A 16,076-nucleotide genomic window follows, 5' to 3' on the forward strand; every position below is an offset into this window, starting at 1 on the left:
TGGCCCACCCGTGGTCAGAGGCACGTGACTCTGGCCACCCCCTCCCGCAAGCGGGAGGGGAGAAGAAAGGTCACTTCGCGAAGGTCGCCTGCGCCGACACCGGCTCGTTCGGACCTGCCGGCGCCTTGTCGGGCGCGTCGGCGGCGATCTTGCCCGCCTTGGTCACCGCCTTGGTGCCGGGCCGCGCGAACTGATAGCCGTTGACGACGACCTGATCGGCCGATGTCAGTCCCGAGCGGATGACGCGAAGGCCGTCGACTTCGGGGCCGATTTCGACCGGTTTCGCCACGACCATGCCGTCCTTGCCGACGACATAGACGATCTTGCGCGCCTGGTCGGTCTGCACCGCGGCGGCGGGGACGAGCAGCGCGCGCGCCGTCTGGCCGGTCGACAGGCGCATGTTGCCGAACATGCCGGGGGTCAGGAACATCTCGGGATTGTCGAAGCGGCCGCGCGCGCGGATCGTGCCCGAGCGCGGGTCGAGGCCGTTGTCGGTGAAGTCGATCCGGCCCTTCCAGCGATAGTCATTCTCGTCCTGCAAGCGGACTTCGACGTCGGCGCCCTTCTGGCCGCCTTCGCGCTTGGTCTTGAGGAACAAGGCTTCCGAACCCTGGAAGGTGAAGTAGATCGGGTCGAGCGCGTTGATCGTGGTGAGCAAGGTGCCGCCGGCATCGCCCGCCGACACGAGGTTGCCCGCGTCGATCTGGCGGTCCGAGATGCGGCCCGAGAGCGGCGCGCGGACGGTGGTGAATTCGACATCGAGCGCGCGCGCCGCGATGCGCGCATCGGCGCCGGCGAGCGCCGCCGTCGCCGCATTGACCGTTGCGCGCAGCCGGTCGATCTCGCTCTGCGACACCGCTTCGATGTCGACGAGCCGGCTCGCGCGGTCGAGTTCGAGCTTTGCGAGCGCAAGATCGCTGCGCGCGCTCGCTGCCGAGGCGCGCGCTTCGGCGAGCGCGGCGCGATAGGGGCGCGGGTCGATGGTGAAGAGCGGCTGGCCCTTGCGCACGACCTGCCCGTCGGTGAAGTGGATCGCGGTGATCGCGCCCGAGACGCGCGGACGCACCTCGACCGCCTTCGACGCTTCGAAGCGGCCGATATATTCGTCCCACAGCGTCACCTCGCGCGCGATCGGCGCCGCGACGGTCAGCACCGGCGCGGGGGCGGCGGCGGCCGGCGGCGCGCCGTCGCGGAGCAGCCACCAGGCGCCGACGATCAATATGAGGAACGCGCCGATCCACGCGGCGCGGCGGCCGCGCGCGGGATGGAGCAATGTCTTGAGTTCGCGGCGGACCTTCGCATCGGCGGGGTCGAGCTTTTCGATCGGGGTGTGGACGGTCATGAATATGCCCTCTTCTTTTGTTCGTTTCGGCCGCCTGCGCCCCCGGGGAGAGGGGAGGGAGGCGCAGACGGCCGATGCCGGAAGCGCCTGCTCCCGGCCAGTGTCGCAATTGGTCCTTGTTGCCAGAGGGCCCTCTTCGAAGAGGACGGCCGCCCTGTCCCGCCGCACGCATCACCTGCGCGCGCGGGGTCCCTGTCTATGTCTTGCGGACGAACGTCAGCGGACGCCCGACCGGAGCAAGACCCGCTCCCGGGAAAATATTCGATGGTGAAACTTCCGGCCGCCGCATGAACTTTGCCAGGCGGCGGCCGGTCTCGGGGGAGAGCCTCTTTTGTATACTGAGTGGTATATAAGTCATGTTGCGCTGCGTCAAGCGCATTCTGTACCGGGCAGTAAAATTTTTCTTTCGAAGCGTTTACCGAAAAAGTGGGTGCCGGTTTTTCCGCGGCGCAATTCTCAGATCAACGCCCCGGCCACAGCTTCAGGCTGGTTTCGACCAGCCGCTCGAGCTCGGCGCGCGTCGCGCCCGCGCCCGCCTGCACCGACATGCCCTGATTGACCGCAGTCAGGAAAGCGGCCAGCCCTTCGGCGTCAGTATCGGGCGGAAAGTCGCCCTCTTCCTTGGCACGCGCAAAGCGTTCGAGCATCGCGCGCTTCGCCGCCGCGCCGCGTTCGAGCACCGCCTCGCGAATACATTCGGCCTCGGCGCCGCACGCGACCGAGGTGATCACGCCGAGGCAGCCGTTCGGATTCTCGGGGCAAGTGTACATGTCGAGCGCGCCGTACATCAGCCGCTCGGCGACCCCGCGCGCGGTCGGCGCTTCGAGCGCCGCGCGCATATAGTCGGCCTTTTCGCGCTCATACATGTCGAGCGCCTTGTTGAAGAGCGCCTCCTTGTTGCCGAAGGCGGCATAGAGGCTGGGCTTGGTGATCCCCATCGCTTCGGTCAGATCGGCCATCGAGGCGCCTTCATAGCCCTTCGACCAGAAGACGCGTAGCGCCGCCGCCAGCGCCGCATCGACGCAAAATTCGCGCGGGCGGCCCTTGTGCGGGGCGGAGGCAGGGACGGTTTCGATTTCCATAACGGCTGGTATATAAGTGAGGCGGGACAAAATGTCCAGTGGCGGCGGTCAGGCGAGGCGGGTGTCGATCGGCAGCCCGCCCTTCAGCGTCAGCGTGACCGGCGTCCGCTCGGCAATGTCGGCAAGCCGCGCCTTTTGTTCGGCGTCGAGCCCGGCGATCGTCAGCACGCGATCGATCCGCAGCCCGTCCTGATGGACCAACCGCAAACCGACCTCGATCGATTCGAGCGGCCACTCCTTGCGGTCGGCATACATGCGCAGCGTGATCGCGGTGCAGGCGCCGAGCCCGGCGAGCAGGAAATCATAGGGTGCGGGCCCGAGATTCTGCCCACCCAGCCCCGGCCCCTCGTCGCCGACCAGCGCGTGACCGCCGACCTCGATCTCTGTGCGATAATGATCCTTGCCGATACGGGCGGTTCCATGGGCCATGAGTTTGTCCTTCCAGCGATTCCAGAGATATTCTTTCCCGCCCGATGCGCAATCGGCAAGGCCCCACTTTCGCCATCTCTTGCATCGGCCGCCGGAAACCCTAGATTGAAATCATCGTCAACAAGCGAAAGGAGGTGGTCGAATGTCTCATTGTCACACGCCACATGCGGCAGATTTGAGCATGACCGTCCTCGCGGGGGTCAAGCTCGGCTAAGCTGTCCGCGACAGGCAAGACAATGGAAGGGCTGTCCCGAAAGGGGCGGCCCTTTGTCGTTGCGGGGCTGAAGGTCGGAAATTGCGATGAATGCGCCCGCCGTCAGCTTGCCGTCAGGAAAGACCGCTATCCCCTGTGCGGGGGTGCCATGATATCTTGCGGGGAAATTTTGGAGGCCCGAGCCGGAATCGAACCGGCGTATACGGATTTGCAGTCCGCTGCGTCACCACTCCGCCATCGGGCCTCAGGCGCTTGAAATGCGTGGAGACAGCGCCCCTAGCGGTTTCATTTGGCACTGGCAATCCGCTTGTTTCGCTATTTCGAATCCCTATCGTGCGCGATCATCGGCCGATGCGGGCTTGGCGGTCCGGCGCGGGCGGGCTATGCGCGCCGCAGCGGGCGGCTTGGCTGTATTACTATTGCAATACAGCGTCGCTTCGGCTAGAGTTGCCCGCAAAGGCTTAACCCCAGGGAATCGGAACAAGGCTGATGGCGACGAAGTTTAGCGAAATCACGGCGGCGGAGATGCGCTCCGCCATGATCGACAGCCAGCTCAGAACGAACGACGTCATCGATCCCGCGGTGATCGGCGCGATGGCCACGGTGCCGCGCGAGGCGCATGCGCCCGCCGCGCTCGCCGGCGTCGCCTATACGGACCGCGCGATCGCGCTCGGTGCGGGCCGCACGCTCAACGCGCCGCTGGTCACCGGCCGGATGCTCGTCGCCGCGGCGGTGCGCCCCGGCACGCGCGTCCTGCTCGTCGGCAGCGCGACCGGCTATACCGCGGCGCTCCTCGCCCGGCTTGGCGCCGACGTCCATGCCGTCGAGGAAGATGCGGAACTGATGGCTGCGGCGCAGACTGCAACCGCAGATGGCAATATCCATTGGGTTCAGGGCCCGCTCGTCGCGGGCGCGCCCGATGCCGCACCCTTCGACCGCATCATCGTCGAAGGTGCGATCGAAACGCTGCCCGCCGCGCTCGCCCAGCAGCTCGCCGAGGGCGGCCGGCTCGTCGCGGCGCGCCGCGAAGGCGCGGTCACGCGGCTGGTCGAAGGCGTCAAGGTCGGCGGCAACGTCGCGCTGCGCAGCTTCGCCGACATGGACGTCGCGCCGCTGCCCGGCTTCGCCGCGCCCTCGGGCTTTCAATTCTGACGATCCGGCCCATCCCTCCTTGCTTCAGGCTGACACCACGATGACCGATACCGATAAGAAACAGTCCCTTCGTCGTGCCCGTTGGCTTGCCGGCCTTGCGGCGGGGGCGTTGCTGCTGCCTGTGGGCGCAGAGGCGGAAACCTTGCAGGGGGCGCTGGCGAAGGCGTATGAGAACAACCCGACGCTGACCGCGGCGCGCGCCGGCCAGCGCGCGAACGACGAAAATGTCCCTATCGAAAAAAGCTTTGGCCTTCCCGACATCAGCACCCAGGCGAGCTATGAAGAAAATCTGATCATCCCGGGCAACAGCTTCAACGCGCCCGGGCGTTCGCTGACCGCCGGCGGGCAGCTGACCGTCCCGCTCTATCAGGGCGGCGCGGTGCGCAACGCGGTGCGCGCCGCGAAATATCGCGTCGAGGCGGGCCAAGCGGACCTCCGCGCGACCGAGGCGAGCATCTTCTCGCAGGTCGTCGGCGCCTATATGGACGTCATCCGCGACCAGGCGATCGTGCAGCTCAACCAGAAGAATGTCTCGGTCCTGCGCACCAACCTCCAGGCGACGAGCGACCGGTTCGAGATCGGCGACCTGACCCGCACCGACGTCGCCCAGTCCGAAGCGCGGCTCGCGCTCGCGGAAGGCGACCTGCGCACCGCCGAAGCCAATCTGATCGCCAGCCGCGAGGGCTATATCCGCCTCGTCGGCGAGGCGCCGGTCGATCTGCAGGCGCCGCCGCAGCTCCCGAACCTGCCCGGCACCGCCGAGGATGCGGTCACGGTCGCGCTGGGCAACAACCCCGACATCGAATCGGCGAACGAGCTGGTCAACGCGTCGAAGGCTGACATCGGCACCGCCAAGTCGAGCCGCGCGCCCAAGGTGTCGGCGATCCTCAACGGCGGCTATAATAATTTCCTCGGATCGCTGAATAGCGGCGTTCCCGGCGTCAACGTGCTCCAGGAAACGTCGAACGCCGCGGCGGGGGTGCAGGTCACACTGCCGATCTTCACCGGCGGCCGCCGCTCGGCGCAGGTGCGTCAGGCGCAGTCGCGCAGCAGCCAGGCGATCGAGCAATATATCGAGGTCGAACGCGGCGTTATCGCGCAGACGCGCGGCGCCTATGCCGCGTGGCAGGCGAACGAACGCATCATCGCCGCGACGCGGCAGGCGGTGAGCGCGAACGCGCTGTCGCTCGAAGGCGTGCGCGCCGAAAACAGCGTCGGCACCCGCTCGATCCTCGACATTTTGAACGCCGAACAGGAATATCTGAACACGCAGGTCCAGCTCGTCTCGGCGCAGCGCAACTCCTATGTCGCCGCCTTCTCGGTGCTCGCGGCGATGGGCAAGGCCGAGGCGCGCGACCTGGGACTCGAAGGCGGCGCGCTCTATGACCCCGAGGTCAATTACCGCCGCGTGAAGGGCGAGATCTGGGACTGGGCCGACGATCCGGCGCCGCAGCAGGTCGCGAACGACACGCGCGCCGTCCCCGCCGCCAATGCCGGCGTTCCCGAAGGCCCGCCCGCGCTCGCGCCACAATAAGGCTTGGCAAAACCCGCCCCGAATCAGTAAGAGAAGGGTTAACCATCCGGTAATCGTGATGGTTTAGGGGGTTTGTTATGGGCGATATGTCGCGGGAACCGTCGATGGAAGATATCTTGTCGTCGATTCGGCGCGTGATCGCGCGCGACGAGGCGCCCGGCGCCGCGCGCGAGGTGCGCGTCGCCGAAGCCGACGATATTCTCGACCTTCAGGAGCAGGAAGATCGCGCCGCCGCCGAGGAGGCGCCCGAAGCTGCGGAGCTGGTCTCCGAAGCGAGCGCCGATGCCGCGCGCCAGTCGCTCGAGGCGCTGACCGCCGCGGTCGCGCCCGCGGTTGCCGCAGCGGTTGTCGCCGCACCGCCCGCGGCCGCCGGCCGCACGATGGAAGACGTCGTTCTCGACGCGCTGCGCCCGATGCTCAAGGACTGGCTCGACGCCAACCTGCCCGCGCTCGTCGAGGCGATGGTGGCCAAGGAAATCAGCCGGATTACCGGCCGCAAATTCTAGTTGCTGAATTCCGGGCGCTTGCCCGTATAGCGCCGCATTTACGCAAGCCTTTGCCTTGGCGCGCCAGCCTTGCTATCGGCTGCGGACAATGGCCAGCACGACAGACGATCTTCCCCCTTCAGAGCCCGGTGACAGCATTGATACCCCGTTCGACAGCGCGCTGTCCGAACGCTATCTCGTCTATGCGCTGTCGACGATCACGGCGCGCTCGCTTCCCGATCTGCGCGACGGACTGAAGCCCGTCCACCGCCGCCTGCTCTGGGCGATGCGCGCGATGCGGCTCGACCCGAGCCAGGGTTACAAGAAGTCGGCGCGCGTCGTCGGCGACGTCATCGGCAAATTCCACCCGCACGGCGACACCGCGGTCTATGACGCGATGGTCCGCCTCGCGCAGGATTTCTCGCTCCGCTATCCGCTCGTCGACGGCCAGGGCAATTTCGGCAATATCGACGGCGATAATGCCGCCGCCTATCGCTACACCGAGGCGCGGCTGACGCGCGTCGCGATCGACCTGATGCAGGGGCTCGATGAGGGCACCGTCGATTTCCGCCCGACCTATAATGGCGAGGATGAAGAGCCCGAAATCATGCCGGGGCTGTTCCCGAACCTGCTCGCCAATGGCGCGAGCGGGATCGCGGTGGGCATGGCGACGAACATCCCGCCGCACAACGCCGCCGAAGTGATCGGCGCCGCGCTGCTGCTGATCGAAAATCAGAATGCCGAACTCGGCGAACTGCTCGAACATGTGAAGGGCCCCGATTTCCCGACCGGCGGCATCGTCGTCGACAGTCCGGAGACGATCGCCCACGCTTATGAAACCGGCCGCGGCGGCTTTCGCGTCCGCGCGCGCTTCTCGACCGGCAAGACGGCCGGCGGCAGCTGGGAAGAGGGCGGGATCGAGAAACTGTCGGGCGGCACGTGGCAGCTCGTGATCAGCGAAATCCCCTATGGCGTCGCCAAAGGCAAGCTGATCGAACAGATCGCGCAGCTGATCGCCGACAAGAAACTCCCGATCCTCGAGGATGTTCGCGACGAGAGCGCCGAGGACCTGCGCATCGTGCTCGAACCCAAGAGCCGCAACGTCGACCCCGAGGTGCTGAAGGAAAGCCTGTTCCGGCTGACCGACCTCGAAAGCCGCTTCGCGCTCAATCTGAACGTGCTCGACGCGACGCGCACACCCAAGGTGATGGGCCTGAAACAGCTGCTCACCGAATGGCTGCAGCACCAGATCATCGTCCTCGTCCGCCGCGCGCAGCACCGGATCGCCAAGATCGACGACCGGCTCGAACTCGTCGCGGGCTATATCATCGCTTTCCTCAATCTCGACCGGATCATCGAAATCATCCGAACCGAGGACGAGCCCAAGCCGGTGATGATCGCGGAGTTCATCCTGACCGACCGGCAGGCCGAAGCGATCCTCAACATGCGGCTGCGCAGCTTGCGCAAGCTCGAAGAAATGGAGCTCAAGCGCGAGCAAGCCGACCTGACCGCCGAGCGCGAGGAGCTTGCGAAGCTCGTCGAAAGCCCGGCGCGGCAGAAAACGCGGCTGCGCAAGGACCTCGAGAAACTGCGCGACGTCTATGGGCTCGAGACCTTGCTCGGCGCGCGGCGCACGACGATCGCCGAAGCCGCGCCGACGCGCGAAATCCCGCTCGACGCGATGATCGAGAAGGAGCCGGTGACGGTGATCCTGTCGAAGCGCGGCTGGATTCGCGCCCAGCGCGGCCATGTCGCAGCCGATCAGTGGGGCGAGTTCAAGTTCAAGGAAGGCGACGAACTGCTGTTCGCGGCGCACGCGCAGACGACCGACAAGCTGCTGATCGCCGCGAGCGACGGGCGTTTCTTTACCGTCGGCGCCGACAAATTGCCCGGCGGCCGCGGTTTCGGCGAGCCGCTGCGCCTGATGGTCGACATCGATCCCGAAGCGCGAATCGTCGCGATGATCCCGGCGACCGCCGACGGCCGGCTGCTGCTCGCCTCGACGAGCGGCCACGGTTTCGTCGCGCAGATGAGCGAAGTGGTCGCCGAGACACGCAAGGGGCGCAACGTCGTCAATCTGAAGCCGAAGGCGGCCCTCGCCGTCGTCCGCTCGATCGGGGCCCATGACGACAGCGTCGCGGCGGTCGGCGAGAACCGCAAGCTCGTCGTTTTCCCGCTCGCCGAGGTGCCAGTGATGGCGCGCGGCCAGGGCGTCATGCTGCAACGCTATCGCGACGGCGGCCTTTCCGACGCGGTCAGCTTCACCTTTGCCGAGGGTTTGAGCTGGGCGATGGGCGGCGACACCGGCCGGACGCGGACCGAAACCGACCTCGCGCCGTGGCGCGTCGCGCGCGGCGCGGCGGGCCGGATGCCGCCGACGGGCTTCCCGCGGAATAATCGCTTCGGCTGACCGTATTTATATGTAGCCGTAAATCCCTTCTTTACTTCCCGTGACCTAGGCTTTGGGCAATGGGGAAAGGTCGCACAAAACCCTCTGTTATGCCTATTGATAGAACCGGCGAAGACCGGCCCTTGTTGTTCGTCGGATGGATCGACGCTCTCCCGGTACCGGCCGCGCTGATCCGGCCGATGGCGCGCGGCAATTTCCGGCTTCATGCGAGCAACGCCGCCTTCGACCGGCTCAGCCTGTCCCCGGTCGGCGTCGATGCGCCGATCGAACTGCTGCGCGCGATCGAGCGCGCTTCGCAATATCCCGAGGAATCGCAGGAATTCTCGTGCCAGCTCGGCGAGGGACCGGCGGCGCGCGACCTGCGTGGATCGATCGGCCCGCTGCCCACCGAATCGGGCGACGATGGGCTGTTCCTGCTGACGCTGATCGACCGGACGCAAGAGATGATGACCGAGCGCAACCTGCGCCGCGAACTCGTCTCCGACAGCCTGACCGGACTGCCCAACCGCGCCGGATTCGAGGAGCTGGTCGAACAGCGTGCGCGCACCGAGGGACCGGGCGGGGACCATGCGATCCTGCTGCTCGACCTCGCGCGCTTTTCGCGCATCAACGAACATATCGGCCCGATGGCGGGCGACGAGCTGATCATCACCGTGGCGCGGCGATTGAAGTCAAGCCTGCGCAGCGGCGACATGCTGGCGCGCACCGGCGGCGACGAATTCGCCATCTCGTCGCGCATCGCGGGCGGCCGCGCCGACGTGCGCGAAATGGCGCGGCGCATCCGCGGCTGCTTCGACCATCCGTTCCGCATCGGCGAACTCAAGGTCAGCGTCGACTGCGCGCTCGGCTGTGCGATCCAGCCGGCGATTGACACCGATATCGCGGACCAGATCCGGCATGCGCAGATCGCGCTCAAGCGCGCGAAGCAGACCGATCGCATCGAAATCTATGAACCCGAAGCCGCGATGCTGTCGGACAATCGCTTCGGGCTCGAAACCGAGCTGCGCAACGCGATCGAGGAAGACCGGCTCCACCTCGCCTTTCAGCCGCTGATCGAGCTGTCGAGCGGCCGCGTCGCCGGTTTCGAGGCGCTTGCGCGGTGGGACAACAGCAGCGGCCATGCGGTCTCGCCCACGGAATTCATCCCGATCGCCGAGGATTCGGGGCTGATCGTTCCACTCGGCCAATGGGCGATCGGCAAGGCGGCGGCGGTGCTCGCCGAATGGGACAAGCAGAATGGTGGCGCGGTCGTCGATGCCTATTTCTCGGTCAATGTCTCGGCGATCCAGCTGGTCCGCGACGATGTCGCCGGGGTCGTCCGCCAGGCACTCGAAAAACACAAGATCGGCGGCGAACGGCTGATGATCGAACTCACCGAAAGCGCGATCATCGGCGACCCCGACCTCGCTTTGTCGGTGCTGAGCGAATTGAAGGCGCTCGACGCGCGCGTCGCGATGGACGATTTCGGCACCGGCTATTCGAATCTCGCCTATCTCCAGCGCCTGCCGATCGACGTGCTCAAGATCGACCGCAGCTTCGTCGAGCATATGGTCGACGACCGCGACAAGGTCGCGATCGTCCGCACGATCCAGAGCCTTGCCGAAGTGCTGGGAATGAAGACGACCGCCGAGGGGGTCGAGACGACCGACCAGGCGCGGCTGCTGTCGGCGCTCGGCTGCGATTTCGGGCAGGGTTTCCTGTTCGCGCGGCCAATGGATAGCAAGGCGGCGCTCGACTATTGGCGTCAGTCGCTGGTGCGGCCGATCTTCTGATCGACGAGCTCGGCGACGCGCGCCGCGCCGGGAAAATCCTCCGCGACCCATTGGGCTTCGACCGCCTTCAGGATGCGCGCGACCTCGGGCCCGACCGCGACGCCGCGCGCGACGATGTCGCCGCCCTTCAGGGGTAGCTGCGGAACCGCCCAGTCCGACAAGGCTTCGATCGCGGCGGGATCGCCGGCGAGCAGGTGGACGTCGCGCGCGGCGTCGACGCCGATCGCGTGCGCGAGCTGGCGAATCGGGCGCTCGACGTCGGCGCGGTGTCTGCCGAGCGCCGCCAGATGCTTGCGCTGCCTCGTCGAAAGGCGGAGCCGGCTCGCGACCTGTTCGGCAACCGCGGCGTCGCCCGGCAGTAGCGCCGCGAGGCGGCGAAGCGGCGTGACGGCGGCGGCGGCCGTCCTTTCATTGGCGACGAGCCGGTCGAACGCGGCCGCGAAGCCCGCATCGAGTTCGGGGAGCAGCACCGCGAAAATGCCGTCGGCGGCCATCTGTCCGACGATCGCGCGCGGATCGGGCAGCGCAAGGATCTTGAGCAGTTCGTCGGCGATCCGCTCGCGCGACAGGCTTTTGAGCGACTGGCGCGCGGTGACCACCGCAGCGTGGCTGACGGAATCGAGATCGCCGCGCTCGAACCGTGCCGCGAAGCGATAGAAGCGCAGGATGCGCAGATGATCCTCGGCGATGCGCGTAGCGGCGTCGCCAATAAAAGCGACCCGCCCCGCATCGAGGTCGGCGAGCCCGCCGAACCAGTCGTCGATCGCCCCCGTCTCGGGGTCGGCATAGAGCGCGTTGATCGTGAAATCGCGCCGCGCGGCGTCGTCGCGCCAGTCGTCGGCGAAGGCGACCGTCGCGCGGCGGCCGTCGGTTTCGACATCGCGGCGTAGCGTCGTGATCTCGTGATGGTCGCCGCTGGCGATCGCGGTGACCGTGCCGTGGGCGATACCCGTCGGGATGACCTTGATATCGGCGGCCGCGAGTCGCCGCGTGACCTCTTCCGGCAACAGCGGGGTCGCGAGATCGATGTCGGCGACGGGCAGGCCGAGCAGCGTGTCGCGCACCGCGCCGCCGACGGCCTTGACCGCGCCGCCATCGGCGATGAGCGCGGCGACGATCCGGCGCAGCCCCGGACGCTCGCGCCATTCGGCGGCGGGGAGCCGCGTCAACGGTGCCAGCCTGCCGGCAAGCGCCGCGCCAGATTGATGATGATTCCCGCCGTCACGCCCCAGATCCGCCGCCCCTGCCAGTCCATGTCATAATAATGGCGGTCGTGCCCCTGAAAATTCGCATGTTGGCGCGCATAATTGTCGGGGTCGAAGAGGATGTCGAGCGGCACCTCGAACCAGTCGTCGACCTCGTCGGGATTGGGATCGAAGGCGAGGTCGGGCGGGATCACGCCGAGCACCGGGGTGATCCGATATCCGCTGCCCGACTGATAGGGTTCGGTCGCGCCCGCGATCATCACGTCGCGGCGATTGAGGCCAATCTCTTCTTCGGCTTCGCGCAGCGCCGCGTCGATCGCATCGCGGTCGCCCGGATCGATCTTGCCGCCCGGAAAGGCGACCTGCCCCGCGTGGCTACGCAGCCATTGCGGCCGCTGGGTGAGGATGACGCCGGGATCGGCCCGGTCGGTGAAGGCGATGAGGACCGCGGCGTCGCGTAGCGTCGGCGTCCCGAGATAGGCCTCGTCCTCGCCCGGATCGGGCAGCAGATTATCGAGCGCGTCGCGCAGCTTTTCGGAGAGCATCAGGCGTCCACCAGCGGGAAGCGGGCGCCGTTCGACCAGATCACCGGCGGTTCCGCCTGCTCGCCAAGCGCCATGTCGACGATCTCGTAATAAAGCGCGCGGTCGATCCGCGCCTCCAGCCCATTGCCGATGGCGCCGCGAACGTGCAGCCGCGGGTCGGGATTGTCGGCGTCGCAGCCAAAGCTCAGCACATGGTCGGCGCCCGCCATCACGAGGTCGTCGGTATCGAGGCGGAAGACAAGCTTGCGATGCTCCCCCTCGCCTTCGCTCTTCATCTCGACCGCGCGAAAAGGCGTGTCCTCGACCGCGATCACCAGCTTTTCGGCCGGGGTGACGAGGACGTGGCTCCCGTCGGGCTCGCGGCGCAGGATCGTCGAGAAGAGCCGGACCATCGCGGAGCGGTTGATCCGGCCGCCCTCGTGATACCAGCTGCCGTCGGCGCGGATTTCCATCGCGCTGTCGCCGACGCGTTCGGGATGCCAATCCTCGACCGGCGGCAGCTTGCGCGCCGCGAGCAACTCGGCGGCTTCAGCGAGCGAGAGCTGCGAGAAGTCCTTGGGAAGCGAAGGCGCGGAGGTGACCATCCATCCGACATAGGCGGACGCGCGGCGGGCGCAACCCCGCGGGATCAGCGCGGCCCGATCATCCCCGCTCCGCGCGGCAGATCGTGCCCGTTGACCGCCCGCGCGAGCAGGCGGCGGCGCTCGAAGGGGCCGGGCAAGTCCCAGGCCCCCGTCGCGGCGGCGTCGAAGCCGAAGAAGCGGCTATAATATTCGGGGTCGCCGATCATCATCAGCGCGCCGTCGGCCTTCGCCTCCGCGGCTGCCAGCATATGCGCCATCAGCGCGCGGCCGTGCCCGCCGCGCTGGACGTCGGGACGGATCGCGACCGGTCCGACCATGACGAGCGGCGTCACCGTGCCATCGGCGGCACGGTGGGCGACCGGCCAGCACTGGATCGTGCCGACCAGCGCGCCGTCCTCGATGAGCGCGAAGCTGAGCGCCGACACCGCATCCACGCCTTCGCGGATGCGGTAGGCGGTTCGTCCAAAGCGATCCGTTCCGAAAGCGGCGTCGAGGAGAGCCTCGACCGCCTGCGGCTCGATATCGGACAATGGAAGTAACTCGACCAACGCACACCCTTTCGCTAATGCGGCGGCGCTTTAGGGTGAGGCCACGGCAATGGAAAGCCGAATGTCGCGCCCGTTCGACAGGATTTTCTTGTGACCAATACATTGTGGCTGGAAGTGACCGGGCTGACCGTCGACGTGCTCACCGGCATTTATTCCGAAGAGACGCACCTGCCCCAGCCGCTGCGCATATCGGTGCGCGCGAAGCTGGCGATGGCCGATCATTACGAGCCGACGACGCCGCTCAGCCGCTCGAAAAATTACATGCACCTGAAATTCGCGGCGACCGAGGGCATCCCCAAGGACGTCCATTTCGTGCTGATCGAAAGCGTCGCCGACCATATCATCGATACGTTGTTCCTGCAGGACGAGAAGGTCGAGGAGGTCGAGGTGAAGATCGTCAAGCTCGCGATCGCCGAGGAAGGCGAAGAGATCGGCATCACGATGCGGCGCGTTCGCAAGTGACGCAGAAGCTGGCGCTCGTCACGGGTGGGCTCCACCGCGTCGGCGCCGCGATTTCGGCGCGGCTCGCGCGCGAAGGCTATGCGCTGGCGATCCACAAGCGCAGTCCGGGTGACGCCGATCCGGTGCTGGCGGAGGCGCTCGCCGAGACGGGGGCGCGCAGCCACCGCTTCGCCGCCGACTTGGCGGATCCGACCGAAGTCGATGCGCTGATCCCCGCGGTGATCGAAAAATTCGGCCGCGCGCCCGACCTGCTCGTCAACAATGCCGCGCTGTTCGCCGAGGGCGAATGGACCGATCTTTCGGCCGCCGCAATCGCCGAAATGATGCAGGTCAACCTGTCGGCGCCGGTGATGCTCGCAAAGGCGCTCGTCGCCGCGAGCGAGGACCGGCGTCCCGCGATCGTCAATATCGTCGATCAGCGCGTCGTCCATCCGGTGCCCGACCAGATCGCGTACAGCCTGTCGAAATCGGCGCTGTGGCAGGCGACGGCGACGCTGGCGGTCGCGTTCGGGGACCGTGCGCGCGTCAACGCCGTGGCGCCCGGGCTGACGATGGCGACCGACGATTATTCGGCCGCGCAGGTCGAGCGGCTGGCGAAGCGCATGCCGCTGGGCGCGCTGCCGACGCCGGCGCAGATCGCCGACGCCGTCGTCTATCTGGCGCGCGCCGAAGCGGTGACGGGCCAGACGATCTTCGTCGACGGCGGCGCCCACCTCGCGCCGATGGGCCGCGATTTCGTACAATTGGAAAAGGACTGACCGTCGCCCCCGCGAAGGCGGGGGCCGCCATCGGCCTAGCGCTATCTCTCCAGCGGCCCCCGCCTTCGCGGGGGCGACGGTCTATCAATAAATATGCACCGCCTTGGTGACGAGATAGCCGTCGAGCCCCTCGGGCCCGCTTTCGCTGCCGAAACCCGATTCCTTGATCCCGCCGAACGGCGTGTCGAGCGCCGAGATGACGAAGCTGTTCACCCCGACCATGCCGCTTTCGATGCTATCGACGATGCGGTTGATGCGACGGCCATTCTCGGTGAAGGCGAAGGCCGCGAGGCCATAGGGCAGCCGGTTCGCCTGTTCGAGCGCCTCCTCTTCGGTGCCGAAGGGACGGATCAGCGCCATCGGGCCGAAGGGCTCGTTCACCATCGCGTCGGCCTCGACCGGCACGTCGGCGATCGCGGTCGGCTGGAAGAAATAGCCGTCGCCGGTCGCCTCGCCGCCCGCGATCACGCGCGCGCCCTTGGCCTTGGCATCGGCGACCAAGGCCTCCAATGCGGGGATGCGGCGCGCGTTGGCGAGCGGGCCCATCTGCGTGTCGGCGTCGAGGCCGCTGCCGATCTTCACCTTGGCGGTGCGTTCGGCGAAGCCTTTAACGAAGGCGTCGTAGATGCCCTGCTGGACATAGAAGCGCGTCGGCGAGATGCAGACCTGCCCGGCGTTGCGGAACTTCTGCCACACGACCCGGTCGAGCGTCGTTTCGAGATCGCAATCGTCGAAGATAAGCACCGGGGCGTGGCCGCCGAGTTCCATCGTGATGCGCTTCACGCCGTCGGCGGCGAGTTTCATCAAATGCTTGCCGACCGCGGTCGAGCCGGTGAAGCTCACCTTGCGGATCACCGGGCTTGCGAGCAGGTGCCGGCTAATCATGTCGGGGTCGCCATAGACGAGCTGCACGGCGTCGCCTGGGATGCCCGCATCGGCGATGCAGCGCATCACCGCGCTGGTGCAGCCGGGGGTTTCCTCGGGCGCCTTGGCGATCACGACGCAGCCCGCGGCGAGCGCGGGGGCGATCTTCTTGACCATCAGATTGACCGGGAAGTTCCACGGGCTGAAGCCCGCGACGGGGCCGACGGGATGTTTGGTGACCATCGCGCGCTGGCCGAGCGGGCGCTGGAGCACGCGGCCCTCGATGCGTTTGCCCTGCTCGGCGAAATAGTCGAACAGCCCCGCCGCCGAAAGCACCTCGCCGCGCGCCTCGCCGATCGGCTTGCCCTGTTCGAGCGTCAGCAGCGTCGCGATATGCTCGACGCGTTCGCGGATCAGCCCCGCGGCCTTGTGCATCAGCGCGGCGCGTTCGTCAGGGGTCTTCGCGCGCCAGACGGGCCAGCCGCGGTCGGCGGCGGCGAGCGCCTCGTCGAGATCGGCCGCGGTCGCGACGGGTAGTTCGGCAATCGTGCCCGCTGTTGCAGGGTTATAAACCGGCCGCTCGTCGCGCCCCTCACCACTCCGCCAGGCACCGTTGATGAAGAGCTGGAGGTCGGCGTCGTAGGTCGCGGTCATGAGAGGTCCTTTGCCAAGGAATAGGGGATGGCGGCG

General features: G+C 67.1%; 15 protein-coding genes and 1 tRNA gene. 7 read left to right on the forward strand and 9 right to left on the reverse strand.

Annotation, left to right across the window (positions count from 1 at the left end):
* Positions 1-70: 70 nt before the first annotated feature.
* From VFG17_RS12140 to VFG17_RS12155, 4 genes are all read right to left on the reverse strand, one after another.
* Positions 71-1,342 (reverse strand): efflux RND transporter periplasmic adaptor subunit, encoded by a 1,272-nt coding sequence (locus VFG17_RS12140; RefSeq protein ID WP_325029733.1) that lies wholly within the window; start codon positions 1,340-1,342, stop codon positions 71-73.
* A 461-nt stretch (positions 1,343-1,803) separates the two neighbouring features.
* Positions 1,804-2,424: a TetR/AcrR family transcriptional regulator gene (locus VFG17_RS12145; RefSeq protein ID WP_325029734.1), complete on the reverse strand. Its 621-nt coding sequence runs from the start codon at positions 2,422-2,424 to the stop codon at positions 1,804-1,806.
* Between the two features lie 48 nt (positions 2,425-2,472).
* Positions 2,473-2,853: an OsmC family protein gene (locus tag VFG17_RS12150; protein ID WP_325029735.1), complete on the reverse strand. Its 381-nt coding sequence runs from the start codon at positions 2,851-2,853 to the stop codon at positions 2,473-2,475.
* A 384-nt stretch (positions 2,854-3,237) separates the two neighbouring features.
* Positions 3,238-3,311 (reverse strand) — tRNA-Cys (locus VFG17_RS12155).
* Between the two features lie 245 nt (positions 3,312-3,556).
* Here VFG17_RS12155 and VFG17_RS12160 point away from each other — a divergent pair.
* From VFG17_RS12160 to VFG17_RS12180, 5 genes are all read left to right on the forward strand, one after another.
* Positions 3,557-4,219 carry a protein-L-isoaspartate O-methyltransferase gene (locus VFG17_RS12160; protein WP_325029736.1) on the forward strand — a complete coding sequence of 221 codons (663 nt, stop codon included), beginning with the start codon at positions 3,557-3,559 and terminating at the stop codon, positions 4,217-4,219.
* 40 nt (positions 4,220-4,259) lie between these two features.
* Positions 4,260-5,753 carry a TolC family outer membrane protein gene (locus VFG17_RS12165; RefSeq protein WP_325029737.1) on the forward strand — a complete coding sequence of 498 codons (1,494 nt, stop codon included), beginning with the start codon at positions 4,260-4,262 and terminating at the stop codon, positions 5,751-5,753.
* 104 nt (positions 5,754-5,857) lie between these two features.
* Entirely contained in the window at positions 5,858-6,259 is a 402-nt protein-coding gene (locus VFG17_RS12170; RefSeq protein ID WP_325029738.1) for a DUF2497 domain-containing protein, read from the forward strand.
* An 88-nt stretch (positions 6,260-6,347) separates the two neighbouring features.
* Positions 6,348-8,648: a DNA topoisomerase IV subunit A gene (gene parC, locus VFG17_RS12175; RefSeq protein ID WP_325029739.1), complete on the forward strand. Its 2,301-nt coding sequence runs from the start codon at positions 6,348-6,350 to the stop codon at positions 8,646-8,648.
* A 122-nt stretch (positions 8,649-8,770) separates the two neighbouring features.
* Positions 8,771-10,420 (forward strand): putative bifunctional diguanylate cyclase/phosphodiesterase, encoded by a 1,650-nt coding sequence (locus tag VFG17_RS12180; RefSeq protein ID WP_325029740.1) that lies wholly within the window; start codon positions 8,771-8,773, stop codon positions 10,418-10,420.
* On the opposite strand, the gene VFG17_RS12185 is transcribed toward VFG17_RS12180, so the two are convergent.
* From VFG17_RS12185 to VFG17_RS12200, 4 genes are read right to left on the reverse strand one after another with little or no spacing between them, the layout of a single operon-like run.
* The gene (locus tag VFG17_RS12185) at positions 10,393-11,589 is read right to left on the reverse strand and encodes a CCA tRNA nucleotidyltransferase (RefSeq protein ID WP_325029741.1); all 1,197 of its coding nucleotides are present in this window, start codon (positions 11,587-11,589) and stop codon (positions 10,393-10,395) included. The two genes, VFG17_RS12180 and VFG17_RS12185, sit on opposite strands and share 28 nt — an antisense overlap.
* The gene (locus VFG17_RS12190) at positions 11,586-12,170 is read right to left on the reverse strand and encodes a CoA pyrophosphatase (protein ID WP_325029742.1); all 585 of its coding nucleotides are present in this window, start codon (positions 12,168-12,170) and stop codon (positions 11,586-11,588) included. The genes VFG17_RS12185 and VFG17_RS12190 overlap by 4 nt, the downstream gene beginning before the upstream one ends.
* Positions 12,170-12,754, reverse strand: coding sequence for a DUF1285 domain-containing protein (locus VFG17_RS12195; protein ID WP_325029743.1), 585 nt, complete (start codon positions 12,752-12,754; stop codon positions 12,170-12,172). The genes VFG17_RS12190 and VFG17_RS12195 overlap by 1 nt, the downstream gene beginning before the upstream one ends.
* Positions 12,755-12,798: 44 nt before the next feature.
* Positions 12,799-13,302: a GNAT family N-acetyltransferase gene (locus VFG17_RS12200; protein WP_325029744.1), complete on the reverse strand. Its 504-nt coding sequence runs from the start codon at positions 13,300-13,302 to the stop codon at positions 12,799-12,801.
* 90 nt (positions 13,303-13,392) lie between these two features.
* Here VFG17_RS12200 and VFG17_RS12205 point away from each other — a divergent pair, with 90 nt between their 5' ends.
* Positions 13,393-13,764 carry a dihydroneopterin aldolase gene (locus VFG17_RS12205; RefSeq protein ID WP_325029745.1) on the forward strand — a complete coding sequence of 124 codons (372 nt, stop codon included), beginning with the start codon at positions 13,393-13,395 and terminating at the stop codon, positions 13,762-13,764.
* Complete coding sequence (locus VFG17_RS12210; protein ID WP_325029746.1) at positions 13,761-14,522, forward strand: SDR family oxidoreductase; 762 nt, start codon at positions 13,761-13,763, stop codon at positions 14,520-14,522. Before VFG17_RS12205 ends, VFG17_RS12210 begins: the two co-directional genes overlap by 4 nt.
* An 84-nt stretch (positions 14,523-14,606) precedes the next feature.
* On the opposite strand, the gene VFG17_RS12215 is transcribed toward VFG17_RS12210, so the two are convergent.
* Positions 14,607-16,040: an NAD-dependent succinate-semialdehyde dehydrogenase gene (locus VFG17_RS12215; protein ID WP_325029747.1), complete on the reverse strand. Its 1,434-nt coding sequence runs from the start codon at positions 16,038-16,040 to the stop codon at positions 14,607-14,609.
* Positions 16,041-16,076 lie beyond the last annotated feature (36 nt).

The organism is Sphingopyxis sp. (assembly GCF_035686825.1).
Lineage (GTDB): Bacteria > Pseudomonadota > Alphaproteobacteria > Sphingomonadales > Sphingomonadaceae > Sphingopyxis.

Coding starts and splice junctions, on each gene's coding strand:
- VFG17_RS12165 (WP_325029737.1), top strand. CDS start 4,260: ATGACCGATACCGATAAGAAACAGTCCCTTCGTCGTGCCCGTTGGCTT.
- VFG17_RS12190 (WP_325029742.1), bottom strand. CDS start 12,170: ATGCTCTCCGAAAAGCTGCGCGACGCGCTCGATAATCTGCTGCCCGAT.
- VFG17_RS12170 (WP_325029738.1), top strand. CDS start 5,858: ATGGAAGATATCTTGTCGTCGATTCGGCGCGTGATCGCGCGCGACGAG.
- parC (WP_325029739.1), top strand. CDS start 6,348: ATGGCCAGCACGACAGACGATCTTCCCCCTTCAGAGCCCGGTGACAGC.
- VFG17_RS12150 (WP_325029735.1), bottom strand. CDS start 2,853: ATGGCCCATGGAACCGCCCGTATCGGCAAGGATCATTATCGCACAGAG.
- VFG17_RS12195 (WP_325029743.1), bottom strand. CDS start 12,754: ATGGTCACCTCCGCGCCTTCGCTTCCCAAGGACTTCTCGCAGCTCTCG.
- VFG17_RS12140 (WP_325029733.1), bottom strand. CDS start 1,342: ATGACCGTCCACACCCCGATCGAAAAGCTCGACCCCGCCGATGCGAAG.
- VFG17_RS12160 (WP_325029736.1), top strand. CDS start 3,557: ATGGCGACGAAGTTTAGCGAAATCACGGCGGCGGAGATGCGCTCCGCC.
- VFG17_RS12145 (WP_325029734.1), bottom strand. CDS start 2,424: ATGGAAATCGAAACCGTCCCTGCCTCCGCCCCGCACAAGGGCCGCCCG.
- VFG17_RS12215 (WP_325029747.1), bottom strand. CDS start 16,040: ATGACCGCGACCTACGACGCCGACCTCCAGCTCTTCATCAACGGTGCC.